19 protein-coding genes are annotated in these 23,994 nt (G+C 60.2%); 14 read left to right on the forward strand and 5 right to left on the reverse strand.

The annotated features are described in order from the left end of the window. Positions 1–167: 167 nt before the first annotated feature. Positions 168–2,096, forward strand: coding sequence for a transglycosylase SLT domain-containing protein (locus BLU01_RS03310; protein WP_092270780.1), 1,929 nt, complete (start codon positions 168–170; stop codon positions 2,094–2,096). A gap of 118 nt (positions 2,097–2,214) precedes the next feature. On the opposite strand, the gene BLU01_RS03315 is transcribed toward BLU01_RS03310, so the two are convergent. Further along, the gene (locus BLU01_RS03315; protein ID WP_092270783.1) at positions 2,215–4,002 is read right to left on the reverse strand and encodes an ABC transporter transmembrane domain-containing protein; all 1,788 of its coding nucleotides are present in this window, start codon (positions 4,000–4,002) and stop codon (positions 2,215–2,217) included. A 316-nt stretch (positions 4,003–4,318) separates the two neighbouring features. Between BLU01_RS03315 and BLU01_RS03320 the strand changes: the two genes are divergently transcribed. Next, positions 4,319–4,498 (forward strand): PA1571 family protein, encoded by a 180-nt coding sequence (locus tag BLU01_RS03320; RefSeq protein WP_092270786.1) that lies wholly within the window; start codon positions 4,319–4,321, stop codon positions 4,496–4,498. Positions 4,499–4,674: 176 nt separating this feature from the next. Here the strand turns inward: BLU01_RS03320 and pdxB are convergent, their stop codons facing one another. After that, positions 4,675–5,817 (reverse strand): 4-phosphoerythronate dehydrogenase PdxB, encoded by a 1,143-nt coding sequence (gene pdxB, locus BLU01_RS03325; protein ID WP_092270790.1) that lies wholly within the window; start codon positions 5,815–5,817, stop codon positions 4,675–4,677. Between the two features lie 536 nt (positions 5,818–6,353). Here pdxB and BLU01_RS03330 point away from each other — a divergent pair. Further along, positions 6,354–7,760: an MATE family efflux transporter gene (locus tag BLU01_RS03330; RefSeq protein ID WP_092270793.1), complete on the forward strand. Its 1,407-nt coding sequence runs from the start codon at positions 6,354–6,356 to the stop codon at positions 7,758–7,760. Here BLU01_RS03330 and tusA read toward each other — a convergent pair. Together tusA and rlmM are read right to left on the reverse strand one after the other, a co-directional pair. Then, positions 7,757–8,008 (reverse strand): sulfurtransferase TusA, encoded by a 252-nt coding sequence (gene tusA / locus BLU01_RS03335; RefSeq protein WP_045062389.1) that lies wholly within the window; start codon positions 8,006–8,008, stop codon positions 7,757–7,759. The genes BLU01_RS03330 and tusA overlap by 4 nt on opposite strands. Positions 8,009–8,194: 186 nt before the next feature. After that, complete coding sequence (rlmM, locus tag BLU01_RS03340; protein WP_092270796.1) at positions 8,195–9,268, reverse strand: 23S rRNA (cytidine(2498)-2'-O)-methyltransferase RlmM; 1,074 nt, start codon at positions 9,266–9,268, stop codon at positions 8,195–8,197. Positions 9,269–9,490: 222 nt separating this feature from the next. On the opposite strand from rlmM, the gene acnA reads away from it, so the two are divergent. Together acnA and BLU01_RS03350 are read left to right on the forward strand one after the other, a co-directional pair. Next, positions 9,491–12,232, forward strand: a complete 2,742-nt coding sequence (acnA, locus tag BLU01_RS03345; RefSeq protein WP_092270799.1) for an aconitate hydratase AcnA — start codon at positions 9,491–9,493, stop codon at positions 12,230–12,232. 593 nt (positions 12,233–12,825) lie between these two features. Then, positions 12,826–14,391: a methyl-accepting chemotaxis protein gene (locus BLU01_RS03350; protein ID WP_092270802.1), complete on the forward strand. Its 1,566-nt coding sequence runs from the start codon at positions 12,826–12,828 to the stop codon at positions 14,389–14,391. 196 nt (positions 14,392–14,587) lie between these two features. Here BLU01_RS03350 and BLU01_RS03355 read toward each other — a convergent pair whose 3' ends face one another. Continuing rightward, positions 14,588–15,265: an alpha/beta family hydrolase gene (locus tag BLU01_RS03355; RefSeq protein WP_092270805.1), complete on the reverse strand. Its 678-nt coding sequence runs from the start codon at positions 15,263–15,265 to the stop codon at positions 14,588–14,590. A gap of 109 nt (positions 15,266–15,374) precedes the next feature. On the opposite strand from BLU01_RS03355, the gene ccoN (BLU01_RS03360) reads away from it, so the two are divergent. The 9 genes from ccoN (BLU01_RS03360) (at position 15,375) to ccoG (ending at position 23,989) form a co-directional block, all read left to right on the forward strand. Further along, on the forward strand, positions 15,375–16,799 hold the full coding sequence (gene ccoN, locus BLU01_RS03360; RefSeq protein WP_092270808.1) for a cytochrome-c oxidase, cbb3-type subunit I: 1,425 nt from the start codon (positions 15,375–15,377) through the stop codon (positions 16,797–16,799). Positions 16,800–16,809: 10 nt separating this feature from the next. Further along, positions 16,810–17,418: a cytochrome-c oxidase, cbb3-type subunit II gene (gene ccoO / locus BLU01_RS03365; protein WP_092270813.1), complete on the forward strand. Its 609-nt coding sequence runs from the start codon at positions 16,810–16,812 to the stop codon at positions 17,416–17,418. A 21-nt stretch (positions 17,419–17,439) separates the two neighbouring features. After that, entirely contained in the window at positions 17,440–17,640 is a 201-nt protein-coding gene (locus tag BLU01_RS03370) for a cbb3-type cytochrome oxidase subunit 3 (RefSeq protein ID WP_092281452.1), read from the forward strand. After that, positions 17,637–18,590 carry a cytochrome-c oxidase, cbb3-type subunit III gene (gene ccoP, locus BLU01_RS03375; RefSeq protein ID WP_092270816.1) on the forward strand — a complete coding sequence of 318 codons (954 nt, stop codon included), beginning with the start codon at positions 17,637–17,639 and terminating at the stop codon, positions 18,588–18,590. The genes BLU01_RS03370 and ccoP (BLU01_RS03375) overlap by 4 nt, the downstream gene beginning before the upstream one ends. A gap of 482 nt (positions 18,591–19,072) precedes the next feature. Further along, positions 19,073–20,515 (forward strand): cytochrome-c oxidase, cbb3-type subunit I, encoded by a 1,443-nt coding sequence (ccoN, locus tag BLU01_RS03380; protein ID WP_092270819.1) that lies wholly within the window; start codon positions 19,073–19,075, stop codon positions 20,513–20,515. Then, positions 20,515–21,123, forward strand: a complete 609-nt coding sequence (gene ccoO / locus BLU01_RS03385) for a cytochrome-c oxidase, cbb3-type subunit II (RefSeq protein WP_018925301.1) — start codon at positions 20,515–20,517, stop codon at positions 21,121–21,123. The genes ccoN (BLU01_RS03380) and ccoO (BLU01_RS03385) overlap by 1 nt, the downstream gene beginning before the upstream one ends. A gap of 5 nt (positions 21,124–21,128) precedes the next feature. After that, the gene (locus tag BLU01_RS03390) at positions 21,129–21,314 is read left to right on the forward strand and encodes a CcoQ/FixQ family Cbb3-type cytochrome c oxidase assembly chaperone (protein WP_003175465.1); all 186 of its coding nucleotides are present in this window, start codon (positions 21,129–21,131) and stop codon (positions 21,312–21,314) included. Next, positions 21,311–22,294, forward strand: a complete 984-nt coding sequence (gene ccoP, locus BLU01_RS03395; protein WP_092270822.1) for a cytochrome-c oxidase, cbb3-type subunit III — start codon at positions 21,311–21,313, stop codon at positions 22,292–22,294. The genes BLU01_RS03390 and ccoP (BLU01_RS03395) overlap by 4 nt, the downstream gene beginning before the upstream one ends. A gap of 279 nt (positions 22,295–22,573) precedes the next feature. Next, positions 22,574–23,989, forward strand: coding sequence for a cytochrome c oxidase accessory protein CcoG (gene ccoG / locus BLU01_RS03400; RefSeq protein WP_092270825.1), 1,416 nt, complete (start codon positions 22,574–22,576; stop codon positions 23,987–23,989). Positions 23,990–23,994: the final 5 nt, after the last annotated feature.

Below are 23,994 nucleotides of genomic sequence, written 5' to 3' on the forward strand. Positions count from 1 at the left end.
CAGAAGGCCGGCAATTTCACCTTAGAAGCACTCTGCATAACAAATGTTGCGATCTTGCGCTGACAGGCCCGCAAAGCTTTCGCCCGTTGCTGGCAAAAGGCTAAGCTACAGATTATTCAGTGCTGATGATGTCGGCACTTGTCATGATTTTTCTGCCCGGATGTCTCATGCGCAGTCGCCTTTTCAGTCTTTTTTCGTGTTTGCTTCTTTCCGCCACTGCCGCCCAATCAGTCCAGGCCGTGGATTTGTCTACCCAACGCCAGTATTACGATGAAGCCAAGCGTGCCTTGGCCAAGGGCGACACAGGCCCGTATTTCCGTTACAGCCAGGCGCTCAGCGATTATCCGCTGGAGCCGTACCTGGCCTATGACGAACTGACGGCGCGCCTGAAATCGGCGAGCAACGCCGAAATCGAGAAATTCCTCGCCGAGCACGGTGACCTGCCCCAGGCCAACTGGATGAAGCTGCGCTGGTTGCGCTGGCTGGCCGATCGCGGCGACTGGGCGACCTTCGTCAAGTACTACGATCCCAAGCTCAACTTCACCGAGCTCGACTGCCTAAACGCGCAGTATCAGATTGGCCATAACCAGAAAACCGCTGGTTATGCCAGTGCAGAAAAACTCTGGCTGACCGGCAAATCGCTGCCCGCCGCTTGCGATGGCCTGTTCGGCATCTGGGCCGCCGAAGGTCAACTGACTGAACAGAAACGCTGGGAACGCACCAAGCTTGCCGCTCAGGCACGCAACTATCCGTTGGCCAACAGCCTGGTCAGTGGCCTGACCACCCTCGCCCCGCGCGGACGCTTGTTGGTGGACGTGGCGCAAAAACCGGAACAGCTCAATCAGCCTTCGCGTTTTATCCCGGCCGACGAGCCGATGTCCGACATTGTCAGCCTCGGCCTGCGCCGTCTCGCGCGCCAGGATCCGGACAAAGCCATGGCCATGCTCGACGGCTATGCCAGCAGCATGCATTTCTCCCGCGACGAGAAAGTCGCGATCGCCCGGGAAATCGGCCTGACCCTGGCCAAGCGTTTCGACCCGCGCGCGCTGGACATGATGACCAAGTACGACCCGGAACTGCGCGACAACACCGTTTCCGAATGGCGCATGCGCCTGCTGCTGCGCCTCGCCCGTTGGGACGACGCTTATCAGTTGACCCGGCGCTTGCCGCAAGACCTCGCCACGACCAACCGCTGGCGCTACTGGCAGGCCCGCAGTCTGGAATTGGCGCAACCGCAAAACCCGGAAGCGCAGACGCTGTACAAGGGCCTGGCGCGCGAACGTGATTTCTACGGTTTCCTCGCCGCCGACCGCTCGCAATCGTCTTATTCGCTGAACAACAAACCGCTGGTGCTCAGCCAGGCACTGATCAATAAAGTGCGCAACACGCCGGGCGTGCGCCGCGCGCTGGAGTTCCATGCGCGCGGGCAGATCGTCGATGGCCGTCGCGAGTGGTATCACGTCAGCCGTCATTTCAACCGTGACGAGATGGTCGCGCAGGCCAAACTGGCTTACGACCTGAAATGGTATTTCCCGGCGATCCGTACCATCAGTCAGGCGCAGTATTGGGACGACCTCGATATTCGTTTCCCGATGGCTCACCGCGAAACACTGGTGCGTGAAGCCAAGGTTCGTGGTTTGCATTCGAGCTGGGTGTTCGCCATCACTCGCCAGGAAAGCGCCTTCATGGACGACGCCCGCTCCGGCGTCGGCGCCAGCGGCCTGATGCAACTGATGCCCGGCACCGCCAAGGAAACCGCACGCAAGTTCAGCATTCCCCTGGCCTCGCCGCAGCAAGTGCTCGACCCGGACAAAAACATCCAGCTCGGTGCCGCCTACCTGAGCCAGGTCCACAGCCAATTCAACGGCAACCGCGTCCTCGCCTCCGCCGCCTACAACGCCGGCCCCGGCCGCGTGCGCCAATGGCTGCGCGGCGCCGACCACCTGAGCTTCGACGTCTGGGTGGAAAGCATCCCGTTCGACGAAACCCGCCAATACGTACAAAACGTGTTGTCGTACTCAGTGATCTACGGCCAGAAACTCAACTCGCCGCAGCCGCTGGTGGATTGGCATGAACGCTACTTCGACGATCAATGATGTTTTGATCTGACGCGGCAACGCAAAAAAATGCCCGCATCGGTTGATGCGGGCATTTTTGTTTGTGGCGCTACTTGGTCGGTTACTTAGACGGTTACTTGGTCGGTTACTTGGTCGGTTACTTGGTCGCTAGCGGGTCGGGCTGCGCATCTCGACCATCACTGAACTGCAACGCCGCCAACCGCGCATACAACGCATTACTCGCCACCAACTCCTGATGCGTGCCTACCGCCACCAGTCTCCCGTGGTCCATTACCGCGATGCGGTCAGCGTTCTTCACGGTGGCCAGTCTGTGGGCAATGACCAGCGTAGTGCGGTTTTTCATCAGGCTTGGCAGGGCTTGCTGGATCAGGTGTTCGCTTTGTGCGTCGAGCGCGCTGGTGGCTTCGTCGAGCAGCAGGATCGGCGCGTCGACCAGCAGCGCGCGAGCGATGGCCAGGCGTTGGCGCTGGCCGCCGGACAGACCGAGGCCGCCGTCGCCGAGGTGGGTCTGGTAGCCGTTGGGCATTTGCTCGATGAACTCGTGGGCGTAAGCGATTTTTGCCGCTTCCTGGACTTGGGCGAGGCTGGCGGACGGGTTGCCGTAGCGGATGTTTTCTTCGATGCTGCCGAAAAACAGCGCCGGGTTTTGCGAGACCAGCGCAAAGCAGCGGCGCAGGTCGAGTGGATCGAGCTGGGTCAGCGGCACGCCGTCGAGCAGGATGCGTCCTTCGGCGGGGTCATAAAATCGCAGCAGCAGATCATAAACGGTGGATTTTCCGGCGCCGGACGGCCCGACCAGCGCAAGGGTTTCGCCGGCATTGATGGTCAGATTCAAGCCGTCGACGGCGAAGCTTTCGGGACGCGACGGGTAGGAAAAGCGCACTTCTTGCAGTTGCAGATTGCCTTGCACGCGTTCGGGCAACGTCACCAGCCCCGTGCTCGGTGGCTGGATGATGTTTTCCGAGCGCAGCAGTTCGGCGATTCGCTCGGCCGCACCGGCGGCTCGCTGCAACTCGCCGATGACTTCGCTGAGGGTGCCGAAGGCGCTGCCGACGATCAGGCTATAGAAGACGAACGCCGCCAGTTCACCGCCGGAGATTCGCCCGGCGATCACGTCCATGCCGCCGACCCAGAGCATCACGCCGACCGCACCCAACACCAGAACGATCACCAGCGTGATCAGCCACGCACGCTGGACGATGCGTTTGCGCGCCGTGACGAACGCTTCTTCCACAGTCAGCGCGAAGCGTTTTTCATCCTGAACCTGGTGGTTGTAGGCCTGCACGGTTTTGATCTGGCCGAGGGTTTCGGAAACGTAGCTGCCGACATCGGCAATCCTGTCCTGGCTCTCGCGCGACAGGCTGCGCACCCGCCGGCCGAAGATCAGGATCGGCGCGATCACCAACGGCAACGCAATCACGACGATGCTGCTGAGCTTGGGGTTGGTGATAAACAGCAGCACGATCCCGCCGATCACCATCAGCAGATTGCGCAGAAACAGCGAAAGCGAGGAGCCGATCACCGATTGCAACAGCGTGGTGTCGGCGGTCAGCCGCGACTGGATCTCGGAACTGCGGTTGTCTTCATAGAAGCCCGGATGCAGGTACACCAAATGGTTGAACACCTGGCGACGAATGTCCGCGACCACCCGCTCGCCGATCCACGACACCAGATAAAACCGTGCAAATGTGCCGACTGCCAGCCCTGCAACCAAGACCATGAACAAGCCGATGGACTGGTTGAGCAGATGCGGCGATTGCGTCATGAACCCCTGATCGACCAACAGGCGAATGCCCTGCCCCATCGACAAGGTAATGCCGGCCGTGACGATCAGCGCGAGCAACGCGCCAACCGCCGGCCAGCGATACGGCGCGAGGAAGTGACTGGTCAGGCGAAGTGCGCGGCGGTGACGGGAAGAGAGCATTGGGTTATCCAGATTCGCGGTTGCAGCGGTTTCAGGGGCCAGCGGTTACGGACAGTTCCTAAGGACCATCAATCAGGAGCAGCTATTAATTAGGCGGAACTATTAACTAGGTGGAACTCTGTAAATCACAATGAGTCAGGTTAATTATGCCCGCCGACGCTAGCGGCTAGATGCTATCGGTCTAAAGTGCCGGTGGTAACGCCGGAGCATTTCTGGTGGACTGTCAATGCCGCTCTGGAAGGACCTCAGGGAGTTGTCACAGCCCGGTCACTTGGCGGTTTTAGAGTAAGCACACAACCTGATGAGGAGACAGGCCATGTCCTTGCAACACTGCAGCGAAGACAAGATTGAAGTGATCCGCACACAGCCCGACCAGTCTCTGGGTTGCTCGATTATCGATGAGCAGGGCCGCGAAGTACCGATCACTGAAGGCATGATCCAGGACGCGTGCCGCGAACTGGAAAAGCGCTTAGTCAAGCCTGCCGAACAGAAGTGATCAAGCCTGCCGAATAAAAGTGATATAGCCAACGTCTTCTTGACCCGGCCCAGGTTGGCCGGGTTTTTTATGGGTGGACATTGGGAATTGTGGTGCGGCCGTTCGCGGGCAAGCCTCGCTCCTACAGCGCAAAACCTGTGGGAGCAAGGCTTGCCCGCGATTGGGCTAACCCGATCTCAGACAGCCGTTGCACCCAATGCCGCCACAATATTCCGTAACACGGGCGAATCGCCTTCAATCCGCACCTGCAACCCATCAATCTCCCGGCGCGCCGGGTAATGTTTACGCAGCGCATCGAACGCCGCGCGCTGTTCGCTCACCGTGCCGACCAGGCTGCGCCGGAAATCGGCGTCATCGCGGCGCGGGTCGTAGACCCCACGGCAAATCATCGCCAGCGCCCAGGCCGGGTCGCTGTCAGCGTGCACAGTCACCTGCGACAACCATGGCGCCGGCAGCAAATCGGCGAGGCTGACCTGCGGCGCCTGACCGAGAAACTCGCAATACGCCTGATAAATCTGCGCCGTGCCGCGCTGCTTGCCGTCGAGGCTGTAACCGGCAATGTGCGGCGTCGCCAACACGCACAGCTCGGCGAGCGCCGCATCGACTTCCGGCTCGCCCTCCCAGACGTCCAGCACCGCTTGCAGGTCTTCGCGCTCGAGCAACACGCGACGCAGCGCCGCGTTGTCGACCACCGGGCCACGGCTGGCGTTGATCAGCCAGGCGCCGTGCTTGAGTTGATTCAAACGTGCGTGATCGAACAGGTGCCACGTCGATTGCGCGCCGTGTTTCTTCAGCGGCGTGTGCAGGCTGATGACGTCGCACTGCTCGATGATCTGCTCGAGGCTGACAAAATCGCCACCCTGCGCCGCTTGTCGTGGCGGATCGCAGACCAGCACGTTCCAGCCCAGGCCTTGCAGCACTTTGACCAGACGCCCGCCAACTTCGCCGGCACCGACCACGCCATACGTGCGGCGGGTCAGGTCGGCGCCTTCGATTTCAGCGAGGGTGAGCAGGCTGCCGAGCACGTAATCGACCACGCCACGGGCGTTGCAGCCAGGAGCGCTGGACCAAGTGATGCCGGCCTGTTTGAAGTAATCCAGATCGAGGTGATCGGTGCCGATGGTGCAGGTGCCGACAAACTTGACGTTGCTGCCTTCGAGCAATGCGCGGTTGACGTTGGTCACCGAACGCACCAGCAAAACGTCAGCCTGCTCGACCGTGGCGCGGTCGATGGAACGCCCCGGCACCCGGCGGATTTCGCCGAAACCCTGGAAAAAGGCATCGAGCAGCGGGATATTTTCGTCGGCAACAATCAGCATGGCGAGGCTCCTTAGGCGGATCGGCAGTGTAGTTGCAGAAGACCATGCTGAGCCAGCAAGCATTGCGGATCTGCAAAGACTGCACCCACACCTGTGGAAGAGGGGCTTGCTGTGGAGAAGAGGGCTTGCTGTGGCGAGGGGGCTTGCCCCCGTTCGACTGCGCAGCAGTCGCTGATTCAAACCCCTCGGTTTCTGAAAGGACGCTGGGGCCGCTTCGCGACCCAACGGGGGCAAGCCCCCTCGCCACAGGAAGCTTCGTCCCAGCAAATGACTTCACTACAGGGAGTCCTTCTCCCGGCAAAAACTTCATCAAACGGAAGCTTTGTCCCAGCAAATAACCTCACTACAGGGAATCCTTCTCCCGGGAAAAACTTCATCAAACGGAAGCTTGGTCCCAGGAAACAACCTCAGCATCGGGAATCCCGTCGCGTTCAAAAGACGATTACAAATCCCCAACACAGCTGTTTTCCTGACCAGTGCGTCAACGGGTAGAATGCGCGGCCCTTGCGCATCATATTTTCCTGGACGCTACGCCCTTGACTTCCGTTACCCGCCCCGTTGCCATCACCCTCACCCGCCCCGCGCGGATTCGCCTGGAGCTGAAGAACCTGTTCGCCCTCGCGCTGCCGATCATGATCGCGCAACTGGCGACCACCGCCATGGGCTTCGTCGATGCGGTGATGGCCGGTCGCGTCAGTTCGCGGGATCTGGCGGCGGTGGCGTTGGGCAACTCGATCTGGGTGCCGGTGTTTTTGCTGATGACCGGCACGCTGCTGGCGACCACGCCGAAAGTCGCCCAGCGCTTCGGCGCCGGCACGCACACTGAAATCGGCCCATTGGTGCGCCAGGCATTGTGGCTGGCGACGGTGGTCGGGTTGCTGGCGACGCTGATCCTGTTCAGCGCCGAACCGATCCTGCGCGTCATGAAAGTTGATCCCGAACTGATCGGCCCGTGCATGGAATACCTGCGCGGAATCGCTTGCGGTTTGCCTGCCGTGGCGCTGTATCACGTGCTGCGCTGCTACAGCGACGGCATGGGCCGCACACGTCCGGCGATGGTTTTGGGCTTGTGTGCGCTGGCGATGAACATCCCGCTCAACTACGTGTTCATTTATGGCCACTTCGGTGTGCCGGCGATGGGCGGCGTCGGTTGCGGCTGGGCCACCGCCATTGTCATGTGGTTCATGGCGCTGGGCATGGCCGTGTACACGCGCTGGGCCCCGGCGTACAAGGCGAGCGAACTGTTCAGCCGCTTCGACTGGCCGCAGTGGGCGGTGATCAAACGCCTGCTGAGTATCGGTCTGCCGATCGGCATCGCGGTGTTTGCCGAATCGAGCATCTTCGCAGTGATTGCGCTGCTGATCGGCAGCCTCGGCGCGACCGTGGTCGCCGGGCATCAAATCGCGCTGAACGTCAGTTCGCTGGTGTTCATGATTCCGTATTCGCTGGGCATGGCCGTGACCGTGCGCGTCGGCCAGGCGCTGGGGCGCAATGAACCGCGGGAAGCGCGTTTCGCGGCGGGCGTCGGCATGGGCAGTGCGTTGGCGTATGCCTGCCTGTCGGCCAGCATGATGCTGTTGCTGCGCGAGCAGATTGCGACGATTTACACCACGGACCCGGCGGTGATTCATATCGCGGCGATGCTGATCGTGTACTCGGCGCTGTTCCAGTTTTCCGACGCGATCCAGGTCACGGCGGCCGGCGCATTGCGCGGTTATCAGGACACGCGGGTGACGATGATCCTGACCCTGTTTGCCTATTGGGGCATTGGCCTGCCGGTCGGTTACGCGTTGGGCCTGACCGACTGGTTCGGTGCGCCAAGTGGCCCGAGCGGGCTGTGGCAGGGTTTGATCGTTGGCCTGAGTTGCGCGGCGCTGATGCTGTCGATCCGCCTGGCGCGCAGTGCACGCAAGCGGATCCGCATCAGCAAGTCGGCCGGTTAAGCGAGTTTTTTGCGGATCCAGTAGAGGTAGGTGCCCGCCTCTTCGTGCTGGCCGACCAGTTCATGGTCGAGGAACACGCAAAACTTGGGGATATCGCGCCGGGTCGACGGGTCGGTGGCGATCACCTTGAGCAAGCCGCCGGGCACCAGATCACGGATGTGCTGGTGCAGCATCATCACCGGTTCCGGGCAGTTGAGGCCGGTAGCGTCGAGGGTGCCGTCTACCGGCGTATCAAGCATTTCACTCATGATTCACTCCTGAAACTGGCCGGCATTGTCGCGCATTGCCGGGTGTTCGGTCATCTGTCTCATAACACCGCCCCGCCCTTGTGGGAGCGAGGCTTGCCCGCGAAGGCGTCCTTGAAGACGCTAAAAGCTTCGCGGGCAAGCCTCGCTCCCACAAGGTTGGGTGGCGCGCCGCAATACGGGCGCGACTCAGCGGGATTTAGGTTTCTTCACGTCTATCCGGCGCAAATGGCAGGTCACTTCTTCGCGGTCGTGGTACAGCTGTTTGCAGCCGATTTCGACTTTGATCCCGCGCTCCTTGAAGCCTTCGGCAATCCGTTCCAGCAAGCGTTTTACTTCGGCGTAACGCTGTTTCATCGGCAACTTGAGGTTGACCACCGCTTCGCTGCAATGTCCCTCGCCAATCCACTCTTCGAGCATCGCCGCATTACGGGCCGGTTTCTCGACGATGTCGCAGACCATCCAGTCCACTGGCTGACGCGGCTTGAAAGTAAAACCGTCCGCCATCAAATGCTGCACCAGGCCGGTGTCCATCAGGCTTTCGGCCATCGGGCCGTTGTCGATGGCGGTTACCAGCATGCCGCGGTTGACCAGTTGCCAGGTCCAGCCGCCCGGTGCCGCGCCGAGGTCGACGCCGGTCATGTCGCTGTGCAGACGCTCGTCCCACTGATCGCGCGGGATGAAATGGTGCCAGGCCTCTTCCAGCTTCAACGTCGAACGGCTTGGCGCGTCACGCGGAAACTTCAGGCGCGGAATGCCCATTGGCCACATCGCCGAGTTGTTCGACTCAGCCAGACCGACAAACACTTCACGGCCACTTTTGAACGTCAGCAACAGGCGCGGCTTGCTTGCGTCTTCCACCAGTCTGCCGGCAGCCATCAGGGCCTTGCGCAGGTGAACTTCAAACTTCTTGCAGAAGTTCGACAGCTCCTTGCCATCGTTGGTGTCGACCATTTCCAGCCACAGGCTGCCGCACACCGGGAAGTCGGCAATGTGCGCAAGGATCACGCTGATGCGGTCGGTTTCCGGCAGATCGATGAAGATCCCGCGCGCCCATTGGCGCGGGAAGATCAGATCGGCGAAACGCTGGCCACGCATCAGGCGCGCAGCGCCGTCTTCTTCGGTGCAGATGAATTCGGCGCAGGCGCTGGCGGTTTTAGCCTTGGCATAACCGGCCACATTCAGCCGCGCGGCGTGTTCGGAAATCTCGGAACAGACTTCGCCTTCGAAGCCCGGCCGGCAATGCATAAATAGGGTGTTCATTCTTACTCCTGGGCAGATGGCGAGAATTCAGCCACTGCGCGATGCCCAGGCTTGCGTTGAAGCAAAGCCTGTCACGAAAACCGGCGCATGATAGCCGAGTTCGGAACCTTGGACTTGTCGATAGAGTCCAGTTATTAGCCAGCTACTTAAAACAGGGCTAGGTTTAATGCTCTGTCCGTCCCCCAAGTCCGTAGCCGTGCGGACTTAAAGGAGTCATTTCAAATGCCGTCCCTCGATAGCCTGAAAACCCTTAAAACCCTACAAATCGACGACAAGACTTACCACTATTTCAGTCTGCCCGACGCTGCCAAAAGCCTCGGTGACCTCGACAAACTGCCGATGTCGTTGAAAGTCCTGCTGGAAAACCTGCTGCGCTGGGAGGACGCAAAAACCGTCACCGGCGCCGACCTCAAGGCAATTGCCGCGTGGCTCAAGGAGCGTCGCTCCGACCGCGAAATTCAATACCGCCCGGCCCGGGTATTAATGCAGGACTTTACCGGCGTGCCGGCGGTGGTCGACCTCGCCGCCATGCGCGCCGCGATGGCCAAGGCCGGCGGCGACCCGCAGCGGATCAATCCGTTGTCGCCGGTGGACTTGGTGATCGACCACTCAGTGATGGTCGATAAATTCGCCAGTTCCAGCGCCTTCGAACAGAACGTCGACATCGAAATGCAGCGCAACGGCGAGCGTTATGCCTTTTTGCGCTGGGGCCAAAGCGCCTTCGACAACTTCAGCGTGGTGCCACCGGGCACCGGGATTTGCCATCAGGTGAACCTCGAATACCTCGGCCGCACCGTTTGGACCAAGGACGAGGACGGCCGCACGTACGCGTTCCCCGACACCCTGGTCGGCACCGACTCGCACACCACCATGATCAATGGCCTCGGCGTACTCGGCTGGGGTGTCGGCGGGATCGAAGCAGAAGCAGCGATGCTCGGCCAACCGGTGTCGATGCTGATCCCGGAAGTGATCGGTTTCAAACTCACCGGCAAACTCAAGGAAGGCATCACCGCGACTGACCTGGTACTGACCGTCACGCAGATGCTGCGCAAGAAAGGCGTGGTCGGCAAATTCGTCGAATTCTACGGCGACGGCCTCGCTGACCTGCCCCTCGCCGACCGCGCGACCATCGCCAACATGGCCCCGGAATACGGCGCGACGTGCGGCTTCTTCCCGGTCGACGACGTGACGCTGGATTACCTGCGCCTGTCTGGCCGTCCGCCGGAAGTGGTGAAACTGGTCGAGGCTTACACCAAGGCCCAAGGCCTGTGGCGCCTGCCGGGCAAGGAACCGGTTTTCACCGACAGCCTCGAGTTGGACATGGGCAGCGTCGAAGCCAGCCTCGCCGGGCCGAAACGCCCGCAGGATCGCGTGTCGCTGCCGAACGTCGCCCAGGCCTTCAGTGACTTCCTTGGCTTGCAAATCAAACCCACCAGTAAAGAAGAAGGTCGCCTGGAAAGTGAGGGCGGCGGCGGTGTTGCGGTCGGCAACGCGGATTTGGTCGGCGAAGCGGAATACGAATCGGATGGCCACACCTATCGCCTGAAAAACGGCGCGGTGGTGATCGCTGCGATCACTTCCTGCACCAACACCTCCAACCCGAGCGTGATGATGGCGGCCGGTCTGGTGGCGAAAAAAGCCGTCGAGAAAGGCCTGACGCGCAAACCGTGGGTCAAGAGTTCGTTGGCACCGGGTTCGAAAGTGGTCACCGATTATTACAACGCCGCCGGTCTGACCCAATACCTCGATCAGTTGGGTTTTGCCCTGGTGGGTTACGGCTGCACCACCTGTATCGGCAACTCCGGGCCGCTGCCCGAGCCGATCGAGAAAGCCATTCAGAAAGCCGATCTGGCCGTGGCGTCGGTGTTGTCCGGCAACCGCAACTTCGAGGGCCGGGTGCACCCGCTGGTGAAAACCAACTGGCTGGCCTCCCCGCCTCTCGTGGTTGCTTACGCGCTGGCGGGCACGGTGCGCATCGACATCAGCAGCGAGCCGCTGGGCAATGACCAGGACGGTAATCCGGTTTATCTGCGCGACATCTGGCCGAGCACCAAAGAGATTGCGGATGCGGTGAGTCAGGTCAACACGTCGATGTTCCACAAGGAATACGCCGAAGTGTTTGCCGGTGACGAGCAGTGGCAAGCGATCGAAGTGCCGCAAGCGGCGACGTATGTCTGGCAGGAAGATTCGACGTACATCCAGCATCCGCCGTTTTTCGATGACATCGGCGGGCCGTTGCCGGTGATTCAGGACGTGAGGAAAGCCAATGTGCTGGCGCTGCTCGGCGATTCGGTGACCACCGACCACATCTCGCCGGCCGGCAACATCAAGATCGACAGCCCCGCCGGGCGCTACCTGCAAGAGAAAGGCGTCGAGCCGCGCGACTTCAACTCCTACGGTTCGCGGCGCGGCAACCACGAAGTGATGATGCGCGGGACGTTCGCCAACATCCGGATTCGCAACGAAATGCTTGGCGGTGAGGAAGGTGGCAACACCATTTACATTCCGACCGGCGAGCGTTTGCCGATTTATGACGCGGCGATGCGTTATCAAGCGTCGGGCACGCCGCTGGTGGTGATCGCCGGGCAAGAATACGGCACCGGTTCCAGCCGCGACTGGGCGGCGAAAGGTACTAACTTGTTGGGGGTAAAAGCGGTTATCGCCGAAAGCTTCGAGCGTATTCACCGTTCCAACCTGGTGGGCATGGGCGTGCTGCCGCTGCAATTCAAACTGGATCAGAATCGCAAGAGCCTGAACCTGACCGGCAAGGAAACTGTGGATATCCTCGGCCTGACCGGGGTGGAAGTGACGCCACGGATGAACCTGACGCTGGTGATTACCCGTGAAGACGGGCGCAGCGAGAAAGTCGACGTGTTGTGCCGGATCGATACGCTGAACGAAGTGGAATACTTCAAGGCTGGCGGGATCCTGCATTACGTGTTGCGGCAGTTGATCGCCTCCTAACCAACGCGCCAAACCAGACACCGCCCTCGGGCGGTGTTTTTGTGTGTGCCGAGCGCTAAGCCCGCAGGGGTCATGCGTGGAACACAAACTCCCTGAACACCGCCAATCCACTGTGGGACCGAGCTTGCTCGGGATGGCGGTTTATCAGGCGATATTGATGCTGAATGTAATGGCCCCATCGCGAGCAAGCTCGCTCCCACAAGGGGGTTTTGCGTGGAGCACAAACTCTCTGAATACCGCCAATCCACTGTGGGACCGAGCTTGCTCGGGATGGCGGGGGATCAGGCGATATTGATGCTGAATGTAATGGCCCCATCGCGAGCAAGCTCGCTCCCACAAGGTTTATGCGTGCAACACCGCCCTCTGTAGGAGTGAGCCTGCTCGCGATGGCGGTGCGTCAGCCGCTGCAAATGTTGACTGACCCACCGCTATCGCGAGCAGGCTCACTCCTACAAGGGGGTTATGCGTTTAACGGAAATCCAATCCAACGCAATGCTCATTTCTGCGACGCACCGCCGGTTATTGAAAAATAAACTTCAACAAATCCGACTCGATGCCGACACCCTGTCAAAGCCTCACGGATTGAAAAAGCCATGCGTAATAACCAACCCACGACACAACGCGAACGGACGTTCCCGGCTCAGCAACGGTTGATTTCGACGACCGACGCCAAAGGCGTGATCACTTACTGCAACGACGCTTTCGTCGAAATCAGTGGGTTTTCCCGTGAGGAGCTGATCCGTGCCCCGCACAATCTGGTACGTCACCCCGACGTGCCGGCAGCGGTGTTCGCGCATATGTGGGGCACTTTGAAACAAGGCTTGCCATGGATGGGCATTGTCAAGAATCGCTGCAAGACCGGTGACCACTATTGGGTTAACGCCTACGTCACACCGGTGTTTGAAGGCAATCAAGTGGTCGGTTACGAGTCGGTGCGGGTCAAACCCACCGCCGAGCAGATCCGCCGGGCCGAAGCGCTCTACCAACGCATCAATCAGGGCAAGTCGGCGATTCCTTCGACGGATAAATGGCTGCCGATCCTGCAGGATTGGGTGCCGTTCATTCTGGTCAGCCAACTGAGCTTCATGATCGGCGCCTCGCTCAACTCGCATTGGGGTTTTGCCCTGGCGGCGGCGCTGTCGGTGCCGCTGGGCTTGCTCGGTTTGACCTGGCAACAGCGCGGCCTCAAGCGGTTGCTGGTGCTGGCCGGGCAGACCACGTCCGATCCGCTGATTGCGCAGATGTACACCGACAGTCGCGGCGCCCAGGCGCGTCTGGAGATGTCGATTCTCAGCCAGGAAGCACGCCTGAAAACCTGCCTGACCCGGCTGCAAGACACCGCCGAGCACTTGACCGAGCAAGCCAAGCAATCCGACTCGCTGGCGCACAAGAGCTCCAGCGGCCTGGAACGCCAGCGCGTCGAAACCGAGCAAGTGGCCACCGCCGTCAATCAGATGGCCGCCACCACTCAGGAAGTCGCCAGCCACGTGCAGCGCACCGCTGATGCCACGCAGGAAGCCAATCGCCTGACCGGTCGCGGTCGCGACATTGCCGGGGAAACCCGCGAAGCCATTCAGCGCCTGTCGGTGGTGGTCGGTGAAACCGGGATGACCGTGACGCAACTGGCCAAGGACAGCGACGAAATCGGTGGCGTGGTCGATGTGATCAAAGGCATCGCCGACCAGACCAACCTGCTGGCGTTGAACGCGGCCATCGAAGCGGCGCGTGCCGGTGAAATGGGCCGTGGTTTTGCGGTAGTGGCTGACGAAGTGCGGCAACTGGCGCAACGCACCAGCGAGTCGACCGGGCAGATTCATGCGCTGATCGCCAAGCTGCAGCAAACCGCCAACACTGCCGTGCAAACCATGGATGCCGGCCATCGTCAGGCTGAAGAAGGCGTGGCGCGGGTGCTGGAAGCGGATCAGGCGTTGATCGGGATCAGCGAAGCGGTGGCGCACATCACCGACATGACCACGCAGATTGCTGCCGCGACCGAAGAGCAGAGCTCGGTAGCGGAAGAGATCAGCCGCAACATCAGCAACATCTCGCACCTGGCGGACCAGACGTCGGAACAGGCACAGCACTCGGCGTTGCTGAGTGAAGAACTGACCAAGACCGCCAATACCCAGTATTCGCTGGTGGAGCGGTTTAACCGCTGATTGAACTGGCGATAACAAAAACCCGGAGGGCGAGAGCTTCCGGGTTTTTTATTGCCACCTATGAAAATGCAGATGTCTGTGCGGGCCTCTTCGCGGGCAAGCCTCGCTCCTACGGGTTATGCGCCACTCATGCAGACACTATTAACCTGTAGGAGCGAGGCTTGCCCGCGAAGGGGCCATTCGCCACACGGAAAAATCACTGAAGAAACGCAACCACCCGCCCCGCCGCAGCCGCCAAATGCTGCTCATGACTGAATCCCGAAGCCTTCAACGGCTTCAAATCATGATCCCCGGCCACCAACCAGAACACCTCGATACTCGGCGACAAGTCATAAGCCTCGACCGCCTGACGATTGCCCAGCGCATCGCGTTCGCCCTGGACAATCAAGGCCGGCGTCTGCAGCCCGGCCAAATGCTCGACCCGGGGTTTCTCCGGTTTGCCCACCGCGTAAAACGGATAACCCAGGCACACCAAAGCATCGGCGCCCAACTCATCGGCGAGCAAACTGGCCATCCGCCCGCCCATCGACTTGCCGCCGATGGCCAAACGCCCAGTGACATGGCGTCGCACCTCGGCGTACACCTCGCGCCAGCATTCGAGCAGTTTCGGCGCCGGATTCGGCGGGCGTTTACCGCCATCCACCCGCCGTTGCGCCATGTATGGAAACTCGAAGCGCAACACGTTGACCCCAGACGCCGCAAGGCGCGCAGCCATGTCGTTCATCCAGGCACTGTCCATCGGCGCACCGGCACCGTGGGCCAGGATCAACGTGGTCGATGACGGCTTCAGCGCCGCATCCCAAAGCCAACCACGTTCGGCCACGCACCGCGCCCATTGATCCCCGTCAATACTGGCCTTGTGCTGTTTGTCCATGCTTGCCTCGCTTTTAGTCTGCCTATAACTCCAGGCGAAGGAAGCGCTTGCCTCGCGACGTGGTTGCGAAGACGCGCCTTCACTTCGGCTGAACCGTGGATGGGGAACCATGAACACTTCTATCAGTACCGCCTACAACTACAAGGTGGTCCGCCAATTCGCCATTATGACGGTGGTATGGGGCATCGTCGGCATGGGGCTCGGGGTTTTTCTCGCGGCCCAATTGGTCTGGCCCGAACTCAACTTCAATTTGCCGTGGACCAGTTTCGGGCGCCTGCGTCCGTTGCACACCAACGCGGTGATCTTCGCTTTCGGCGGTTGCGCCCTGTTCGCCAGTTCGTTCTATTCGGTGCAACGCACCTGCCAGACTCAACTGTTTGCACCGAAAGTCGCCGCATTCTGCTTCTGGGGCTGGCAGTTGGTCATCTTGCTGGCGGCCATCAGCCTGCCGCTGGGTTACACCAGCTCCAAGGAATACGCCGAGCTGGAATGGCCGATCGACATCCTGATCACCATCGTCTGGGTCGCCTACGCCATCGTGTTCTTCGGCACATTGGCCAAGCGCAAGACCAAGCACATCTACGTCGGCAACTGGTTCTTCGGGGCGTTCATCGTCACCGTGGCGATTCTGCACATCGTCAACAACATGGAAATCCCGGTCAGCTGGACCAAGTCCTACTCGCTGTACGGCGGCGCCACCGACGCCATGGTGCAATGGTGGTACGGGCACAACGCGGTAGGTTTCTTCCTGACCGCAGGCTTCCTCGGGATGATGTATTACTTCGTGCCGAAACAGGCTGAGCGCCCGGTGTACTCGTATCGCCTGTCGATCGTGCACTTCTGGGCACTGATCACGTTGTACATATGGGCCGGCCCGCACCATTTGCACTACACCGCGCTGCCGGACTGGGCGCAGTCGCTGGGCATGGTGATGTCGCTGATCCTGCTGGCACCGAGCTGGGGCGGGATGATCAACGGCATGATGACGCTGTCGGGCGCCTGGCATAAGTTGCGCAGCGACCCGATCCTGCGCTTCCTCGTGGTCTCGCTGGCGTTCTACGGCATGTCGACCTTCGAAGGGCCGATGATGGCGATCAAAACCGTCAACGCCCTCTCCCACTACACCGACTGGACCATCGGCCACGTCCACGCCGGCGCGCTCGGCTGGGTGGCGATGATTTCCATCGGCGCGCTGTACCACATGATCCCGAAAATCTTCGGCCGCGCGCAGATGCACAGCATCGGCCTGATCAACGCGCACTTCTGGCTCGCGACCATCGGCACCGTGCTCTACATCGCTTCGATGTGGGTCAACGGCATCGCCCAGGGCCTGATGTGGCGTGCGGTGAACGAAGACGGCACGCTGACTTATTCCTTCGTCGAAACCCTGGTGGCCAGCCATCCGGGCTTCGTCGTGCGGCTGGTCGGCGGGGCGATTTTCTTCAGCGGCATGTTGCTGATGGCCTACAACACCTGGCGCACCGTGCGGGCCTCGCAGCCTGCCGAAGCCGCCGCTGCCGCGCAGATGGCCTGAGGAGTCCGCCATGAAACACGAAACAATCGAGAAAAACGTCGGCCTGCTGCTGTTGCTGATGATCTTTGCTGTGAGCATCGGCGGCCTGACACAGATCGTGCCGCTGTTCTTCCAGGACGTGACCAATAAACCGGTCGAAGGCATGAAGCCCTACACCGCGCTGCAACTGGAAGGTCGCGACATCTATATCCGCGAAGGCTGCGTCGGCTGCCATTCGCAGATGATCCGGCCATTTCGCGCCGAAACCGAACGTTACGGGCACTACTCGGTGGCCGGTGAAAGCGTCTGGGATCACCCGTTCCTGTGGGGCTCCAAGCGCACCGGGCCGGACCTGGCGCGGGTCGGCGGTCGCTATTCGGAAGACTGGCACCGCGCGCACTTGTACAACCCGCGCAACGTCGTGCCGGAATCGAAAATGCCGGCCTACCCATGGCTGGTCGCTAATCAGCTCGACAGCAGCCACACCGAAACCAAGATCAAGGCAATGCGCACCCTCGGCGTGCCGTACAGCGACGATGACATCAGCGGTGCCGTCGCTTCGCTCAAGGGCAAAACCGAAATGGACGCGCTGGTCGCCTACCTGCAAGTGCTCGGCACTGCCATCAAGAGCAAGAGGTGAGCCATGGCCATTCCCTTTGAAATAGTCAGCGTGATGAGCAGTGGGATGATCCGCGGCCTCGGCACAGTCGTGGTGTTTTTGGCCTTCGTCGGCCTGGCGCTGTGGGTATTCAGCGGCAAGCGCAGCGCGCAATTCGCCGAAGCGCGTTTGCTGCCGTTCGCCGATGAACCGTTGTCCGCTGACGCCACTCAAGAACCTGAAACAAGGAGCACCCGCCCATGACCACCTTCTGGAGTGCGTGGATTTGCGTACTGACCATCGGCAGCCTGATCGGCCTCACCTGGCTGCTGATCGGCACGCGCAAGGGCGAAACCAAGGGCAGCGTCGACCAGACCATGGGCCACAGCTTCGACGGCATCGAGGAGTACGACAACCCGTTGCCGCAGTGGTGGTTCATGCTGTTCGCCGGCACGTTGGTGTTTGCCATCGGTTACCTGGTGCTTTATCCGGGCCTGGGCAACTGGAAAGGCATCCTGCCCGGCTACGAGGACGGTTGGACCGGCGTTCACGAATGGGAAAAGGAAATGGACAAGGCTGACGCGCGATTTGGCCCGATCTTCGCCAAGTTCGCCGCAATGCCCGTGGAAGAAGTGGCCAAGGACCCGCAAGCGTTGAAGATGGGCGGTCGCCTGTTCGCCTCCAACTGCTCGGTGTGCCACGGCTCGGATGCCAAGGGCGCCTTCGGTTTCCCCAACCTGGCGGACAGCGACTGGCGCTGGGGCGGTAACGCCGACACCATCAAGACCACCATCATGGGTGGGCGGATAGCGGCAATGCCGGCCTGGGGCGAGATTCTCGGCGAGGCCGGGGTGAAAAACGTCGCCGCTTACGTGCGTCACGAACTGGCCGGCCTGCCGCTGCCGGCTGACAGCACTGCCGATCTGCTCGCCGGTCAGCAAGCGTTCAGCACCACCTGCGTCGCCTGTCATGGCGCCAACGGCCAAGGCACTGAAGCGATGGGCGCGCCAAACCTGACGCACCCGGCCGGCTTCATCTATGGCGCCAGCCTGGCGCAATTGCAGCAGACCATTCGCCATGGTCGTCAGGGCCATATGCCGGCGCAGAACGAGCTGCTAGGCAACGACAAGGTTCAACTGCTCGCGGCTTACGTGTACAGCCTCTCGCAGGGTGTCAGCACCGAGCGCTTGCAGGCTGAAAGCAAAAGCGAATAATTCTCGACCGCTCTGCTGCCGCATTCTCCCGGATGCGGCAGTTCCCTGCTTCTTTGCGACCCATTGTCGCACCCTCCCCCCGTCGTCCTTTCGGTTACCCGGATTCGGGTCTACGCTTGATCGATGTGGACTGGCAAAGTACCGGTTCAAGGTCGAAATCAGCCGATGTGTCAGACAAATCTGCTCGGTGACAGGCCGCAAAGGCTGGTAGATACCGGCTGTCATGCGAAATGCCCTCGATCGGCAATTTGTCGGGTTTGAACACACCCCGTAACAACTGACCTGAAGCCCTTACCTTTTTCATCCGCTGCGGCATTTTGTCCGGGGGCAATTTTGTCCTTACGCGGCGCATGGAAAGGCCGCAGAATCAGCTTTTGAAAGCATTGACCCAGGTCATGGTGCGTTGCAATGACCCCCTTCTTTATCCATACTTGCGGCCGATTTTTACTCCTAATAAAACACCCAAACCGTGGAACCTTAGAATGAGCACAGCAATCAGTCCGACTGCTTATAACTATAAGGTAGTCCGCCAGTTCGCCATCATGACGGTGGTCTGGGGGATCCTTGGCATGGGGCTTGGTGTCTTCATCGCCTCGCAACTGGTATGGCCGGAATTGAACTTCGGTTTACCGTGGACGAGCTTTGGACGCTTACGCCCGTTGCACACCAACCTGGTGATTTTCGCCTTCGGTGGATGTGCATTGTTTGCCACTTCTTATTACGTCGTGCAGCGAACCTGCCAAACGCGACTGATTTCCGACAGCCTCGCAGCCTTCACCTTCTGGGGATGGCAAGCGGTCATTGTCGGCGCGATCATTACCTTGCCGCTGGGTTACACCACCACCAAGGAATACGCGGAACTGGAATGGCCATTGGCTATTCTGCTGGCCATTGTCTGGATTTCCTACGGTCTGGTGTTCTTTGGCACCATCACCAAGCGCAAAACCAAACACATCTACGTCGGCAACTGGTTCTACGGTGCCTTCATCGTCGTGACGGCGATGCTGCACATCGTCAACCACGCCTCCCTGCCGGTGAGTTTCTTCAAGTCCTACTCGGCTTACGCCGGGGCGACTGACGCGATGATCCAGTGGTGGTACGGGCACAACGCGGTGGGCTTCTTCCTGACCACCGGTTTCCTCGGGATGATGTACTACTTCGTACCGAAGCAGGCCGAACGCCCGATCTACTCCTATCGTCTGTCGATCGTGCACTTCTGGGCGCTGATCACCCTGTACATCTGGGCCGGTCCGCACCACTTGCACTACACCGCTCTGCCGGACTGGGCTCAGTCGCTGGGCATGGCGATGTCGATCATCCTGCTCGCGCCAAGCTGGGGCGGCATGATCAACGGCATGATGACCCTCTCGGGCGCCTGGCATAAGCTGCGCACCGACCCGATCCTGCGCTTCCTCGTGGTCTCGCTGGCGTTCTACGGCATGTCGACCTTCGAAGGTCCGATGATGGCGATCAAGACGGTCAACTCGCTGTCGCACTACACCGACTGGACCATCGGCCACGTACACGCCGGCGCGCTCGGCTGGGTGGCGATGATCTCGATCGGCGCGATCTACCATATGATCCCGAAACTGTTCGGTCGCGCGCAGATGCACAGCATCGGCCTGATCAACGCGCACTTCTGGCTCGCGACCATCGGTACCGTTTTGTACATCGCTTCGATGTGGGTCAACGGCATCACCCAGGGTCTGATGTGGCGTGCAATCAACGACGACGGCACCCTCACCTACTCGTTCGTGGAAGCGCTGCAAGCCAGCCATCCAGGTTTCATCGTTCGCGCCCTGGGCGGTGCGTTCTTTGCCAGCGGCATGCTGTTCATGGCCTACAACGTATGGCGTACCGTACGTGCCTCGAACCCGGTTGAAGCCGAAGCCGCCGCTCAGATTGCTGTAGTTGGAGCTCACTGATGAAGCATGAAGCAGTCGAGAAGAATATTGGCCTGCTGGCCTTCTTCATGGTCATCGCCGTCAGCATCGGCGGCCTGACACAAATTGTTCCGCTGTTTTTCCAGGACGTCACCAACAAGCCGGTCGAAGGCATGAAGCCTCGCACCGCGCTTGAACTGGAAGGTCGCGACATCTACATCGCCAACGGTTGTGTCGGCTGCCACTCGCAGATGATCCGCCCGTTCCGTGCTGAAACCGAACGTTACGGCCACTACTCGGTCGCCGGTGAAAGCGTCTGGGATCACCCGTTCCTGTGGGGTTCCAAGCGTACCGGCCCGGACCTGGCCCGTGTCGGCGGTCGTTACTCCGATGACTGGCAACGTGCGCACTTGTACAACCCGCGCAACGTCGTGCCTGAGTCGAAAATGCCGGCCTACCCGTTCCTCGTGGAAAACAAGCTCGACGGCAAAGACACCGCGAAGAAAATGGAAGTCTTGCGCACGCTCGGCGTTCCTTACACCGACGAAGACATCGCCGGTGCCAAGGATGCTGTGAAGGGCAAAACCGAAATGGACGCGCTGGTGGCCTATCTGCAAGGCCTGGGCACCATCATCAAAAGCAAACGGTGATTTAGATGGATATCGGGATGATTCGTGGCCTGGGCACCGTTGTTGTGATGGTGGCCTTTATCGGTCTGGCGTTGTGGGTGTTCAGCCCCAAGCGCAAGTCGGAGTTTGAAGACGCGACCTTGCTGCCTTTCGCGGATGATCCCGAAGCCATCAAGCACGTCGAGCAAGCTTCTAGGAGTAACAAAGAATGAGTACGTTCTGGAGTCTGTACGTCACAGTCCTCAGTCTGGGCACAATTTTCGCCCTGACCTGGCTGTTGCTGTCGACCCGCAAGGGCCAGCGCAGCGAAGCCACCGAAGAGACTGTTGGCCACTCCTTCGACGGGATCGAGGAGTACGACAACCCACTGCCGAAATGGTGGTTCATGCTGTTCGTGGGCACCATCATTTTTGCGCTGGGCTACCTGGTGCTGTACCCGGGTCTGGGTAACTGGAAAGGCCTGCTGCCGGGCTACAACTATCTGGATACCGAAAAGCAGACCGCGTTCGCCAACGGCCAGACTGGCTGGACCGGCGTTCACGAGTGGGAAAAGGAAATGGCCAAGTCGGACGCGCGTTTCGGCCCGATCTTCGCCAAATTCGCTTCGATGCCGATTGAAGAAGTCGCCAAAGACCCGCAAGCCTTGAAGATGGGTGGCCGTCTGTTCGCCTCCAACTGCTCGGTTTGCCACGGTTCTGACGCCAAGGGCGCTTATGGCTTCCCTAACCTGACCGACGCTGACTGGCGCTGGGGCGGTGAAGCGGAAACCATCAAGACCACCATCATGGGCGGTCGTCACGCCGTGATGCCGGCTTGGGCTGAAGTGATCGGCGAGCAAGGCGTGGCGGACGTGGCCGGGTTTGTCCTGACCAACCTCGACGGCCGCAAGCTGCCGGAAGGCACCAAGGCAGATCCGGTCAACGGCCAGAAACTGTTCGCCGCCAACTGCGCGGTGTGCCACGGTCCGGAAGGCAAAGGCACGCCAGCCATGGGCGCACCTAACCTGACGCACCCGGCAGCGTTCATCTACGGTTCGAGCTTCGCTCAACTGCAGCAGACCATCCGTTACGGCCGTCAGGGCCAGATGCCTGCGCAAGAACAGCTGCAAGGCAACGATAAGGTTCACCTGCTGGCCGCTTACGTCTACAGCCTGTCGCACGGCGAGAAGGCTCCGGCGGAAGACGCCCAGTAAGGCAAACGCTTGAGGCAACAAAAAAACGGCCCCGCCAATGAGAATTGGCGGGGCCGTTTTGTTCGGCGAGACTGACCAGCATGCTGGGAAAAACCGTCCATAATTCATAAGTCAATTGATTCAAGTCATTACACCATCAATTGAAATCCCCCAACGCGACCAAAGGTCGCACCCTTGCGCCAGAGCTACAGGCGTATCATTGCGCCACTGCAACACCCTTTCTGACCGCGGTCGGCATGTACTGACCGAGGCATTTTTCCACTGCCGTGGGATGCAATGATGAGCAATCAGATTCCGGTACACGACGTTACTCCGCCTGGCAAAAACGCGAATAACAGCGTCGACCTCTACGCCTCTCGAGAAAAGATCTACACCCGCGCTTTCACTGGCCTGTTCCGCAACTTGCGGATGATGGGCGGCGCCGGATTGTTCCTGCTGTACTTCGGTACCGTCTGGCTGAACTGGGGCGGTCACCAGGCCGTCTGGTGGAATTTGCCGGAGCGCAAATTCTTCATTTTTGGCGCGACCTTCTGGCCCCAGGATTTCATCCTGCTCTCGGGCATCCTCATCGTCAGTGCCTTCGGCCTGTTCTTCATTACCGTGTACGCCGGGCGCGTGTGGTGCGGTTATACCTGCCCGCAAAGCGTCTGGACCTGGATCTTCATGTGGTGCGAGAAGGTCACCGAAGGCGACCGCAACCAGCGCATCAAGCTCGACAAGGCGCCGATGAGCGCCAACAAGTTCGTGCGCAAATTCGGCAAACACACGTTGTGGCTGTTGATCGGCTTCGCCACCGGCATGACCTTCGTCGGTTACTTCTCGCCCATCCGCGACTTGACCATTGATTTCTTCACCGGCCAGGCCGATGGCTGGTCGTACTTCTGGGTCAGTTTTTTCACCCTCGCCACGTACGGCAACGCCGGTTGGTTGCGCGAGCAAGTGTGCATTTACATGTGTCCGTATGCGCGGTTCCAGAGCGTAATGTTCGACAAGGACACGCTGATCGTTTCCTACGATCCGCGCCGTGGCGAATCCCGCGGCCCGCGTAAAAAAGGTGTGGATTACAAAGCACTCGGCCTCGGCGATTGCATTGATTGCACGATGTGCGTGCAGGTCTGCCCGACCGGCATCGACATTCGCGATGGCCTGCAAGTCGAGTGCATCGGTTGCGCCGCGTGTATCGATGCCTGCGACACCATCATGGACAAGATGGATTACCCGCGCGGCCTGATCAGCTACACCACCGAACACAACCTGTCCGGGCAGAAAACCAATAAACTGCGGCCGCGCCTGATCGGCTATGCACTGGTGCTGCTGACCATGATCGGCTTGCTGATGGCGGCATTCTTCATGCGTTCGCTGGTCGGATTCGACGTCAGCAAGGACCGTGTGTTGTATCGCGAGAACGCCGAAGGCCGGATCGAAAACGTCTACAGCCTGAAAATCATGAACAAGGACCAGCGCGACCACACCTACTTGCTCGAAGCCAGCGGCCTGCCGGACCTCAAGCTGCAAGGCAAACGCGAGATCAAAGTCGCCGCCGGGGAAATTTTCAGCCAGCCGGTCGAGCTGTCGAGCGCGCCGGAGCAATTGCCATCGAGCACCAACGAGGTGAAATTCATCCTCAAGGACGCCGATGACGACAGCATTCACGTTGAAGCCAAGAGCCGATTCATCGGCCCACAAATTCGTTGAGAGAA

It is taken from the genome of Pseudomonas prosekii, assembly GCF_900105155.1.
Classification (GTDB): Bacteria; Pseudomonadota; Gammaproteobacteria; order Pseudomonadales; family Pseudomonadaceae; genus Aquipseudomonas; species Aquipseudomonas prosekii.

Excerpts from the sequence above, each read along its gene's own strand:
- BLU01_RS03355 (WP_092270805.1), bottom strand. The coding sequence starts at position 15,265 with ATGGACAAACAGCACAAGGCCAGTATTGACGGGGATCAATGGGCGCGG.
- BLU01_RS03310 (WP_092270780.1), top strand. The coding sequence starts at position 168 with ATGCGCAGTCGCCTTTTCAGTCTTTTTTCGTGTTTGCTTCTTTCCGCC.
- BLU01_RS03320 (WP_092270786.1), top strand. The coding sequence starts at position 4,319 with ATGTCCTTGCAACACTGCAGCGAAGACAAGATTGAAGTGATCCGCACA.
- ccoN (WP_092270808.1), top strand. The coding sequence starts at position 15,375 with ATGAACACTTCTATCAGTACCGCCTACAACTACAAGGTGGTCCGCCAA.
- pdxB (WP_092270790.1), bottom strand. The coding sequence starts at position 5,817 with ATGCTGATTGTTGCCGACGAAAATATCCCGCTGCTCGATGCCTTTTTC.
- ccoG (WP_092270825.1), top strand. The coding sequence starts at position 22,574 with ATGAGCAATCAGATTCCGGTACACGACGTTACTCCGCCTGGCAAAAAC.
- ccoP (WP_092270816.1), top strand. The coding sequence starts at position 17,637 with ATGACCACCTTCTGGAGTGCGTGGATTTGCGTACTGACCATCGGCAGC.
- BLU01_RS03315 (WP_092270783.1), bottom strand. The coding sequence starts at position 4,002 with ATGCTCTCTTCCCGTCACCGCCGCGCACTTCGCCTGACCAGTCACTTC.
- ccoO (WP_092270813.1), top strand. The coding sequence starts at position 16,810 with ATGAAACACGAAACAATCGAGAAAAACGTCGGCCTGCTGCTGTTGCTG.
- ccoN (WP_092270819.1), top strand. The coding sequence starts at position 19,073 with ATGAGCACAGCAATCAGTCCGACTGCTTATAACTATAAGGTAGTCCGC.
- rlmM (WP_092270796.1), bottom strand. The coding sequence starts at position 9,268 with ATGAACACCCTATTTATGCATTGCCGGCCGGGCTTCGAAGGCGAAGTC.
- BLU01_RS03350 (WP_092270802.1), top strand. The coding sequence starts at position 12,826 with ATGCGTAATAACCAACCCACGACACAACGCGAACGGACGTTCCCGGCT.
- ccoO (WP_018925301.1), top strand. The coding sequence starts at position 20,515 with ATGAAGCATGAAGCAGTCGAGAAGAATATTGGCCTGCTGGCCTTCTTC.
- ccoP (WP_092270822.1), top strand. The coding sequence starts at position 21,311 with ATGAGTACGTTCTGGAGTCTGTACGTCACAGTCCTCAGTCTGGGCACA.
- tusA (WP_045062389.1), bottom strand. The coding sequence starts at position 8,008 with ATGAGTGAAATGCTTGATACGCCGGTAGACGGCACCCTCGACGCTACC.
- BLU01_RS03390 (WP_003175465.1), top strand. The coding sequence starts at position 21,129 with ATGGATATCGGGATGATTCGTGGCCTGGGCACCGTTGTTGTGATGGTG.
- acnA (WP_092270799.1), top strand. The coding sequence starts at position 9,491 with ATGCCGTCCCTCGATAGCCTGAAAACCCTTAAAACCCTACAAATCGAC.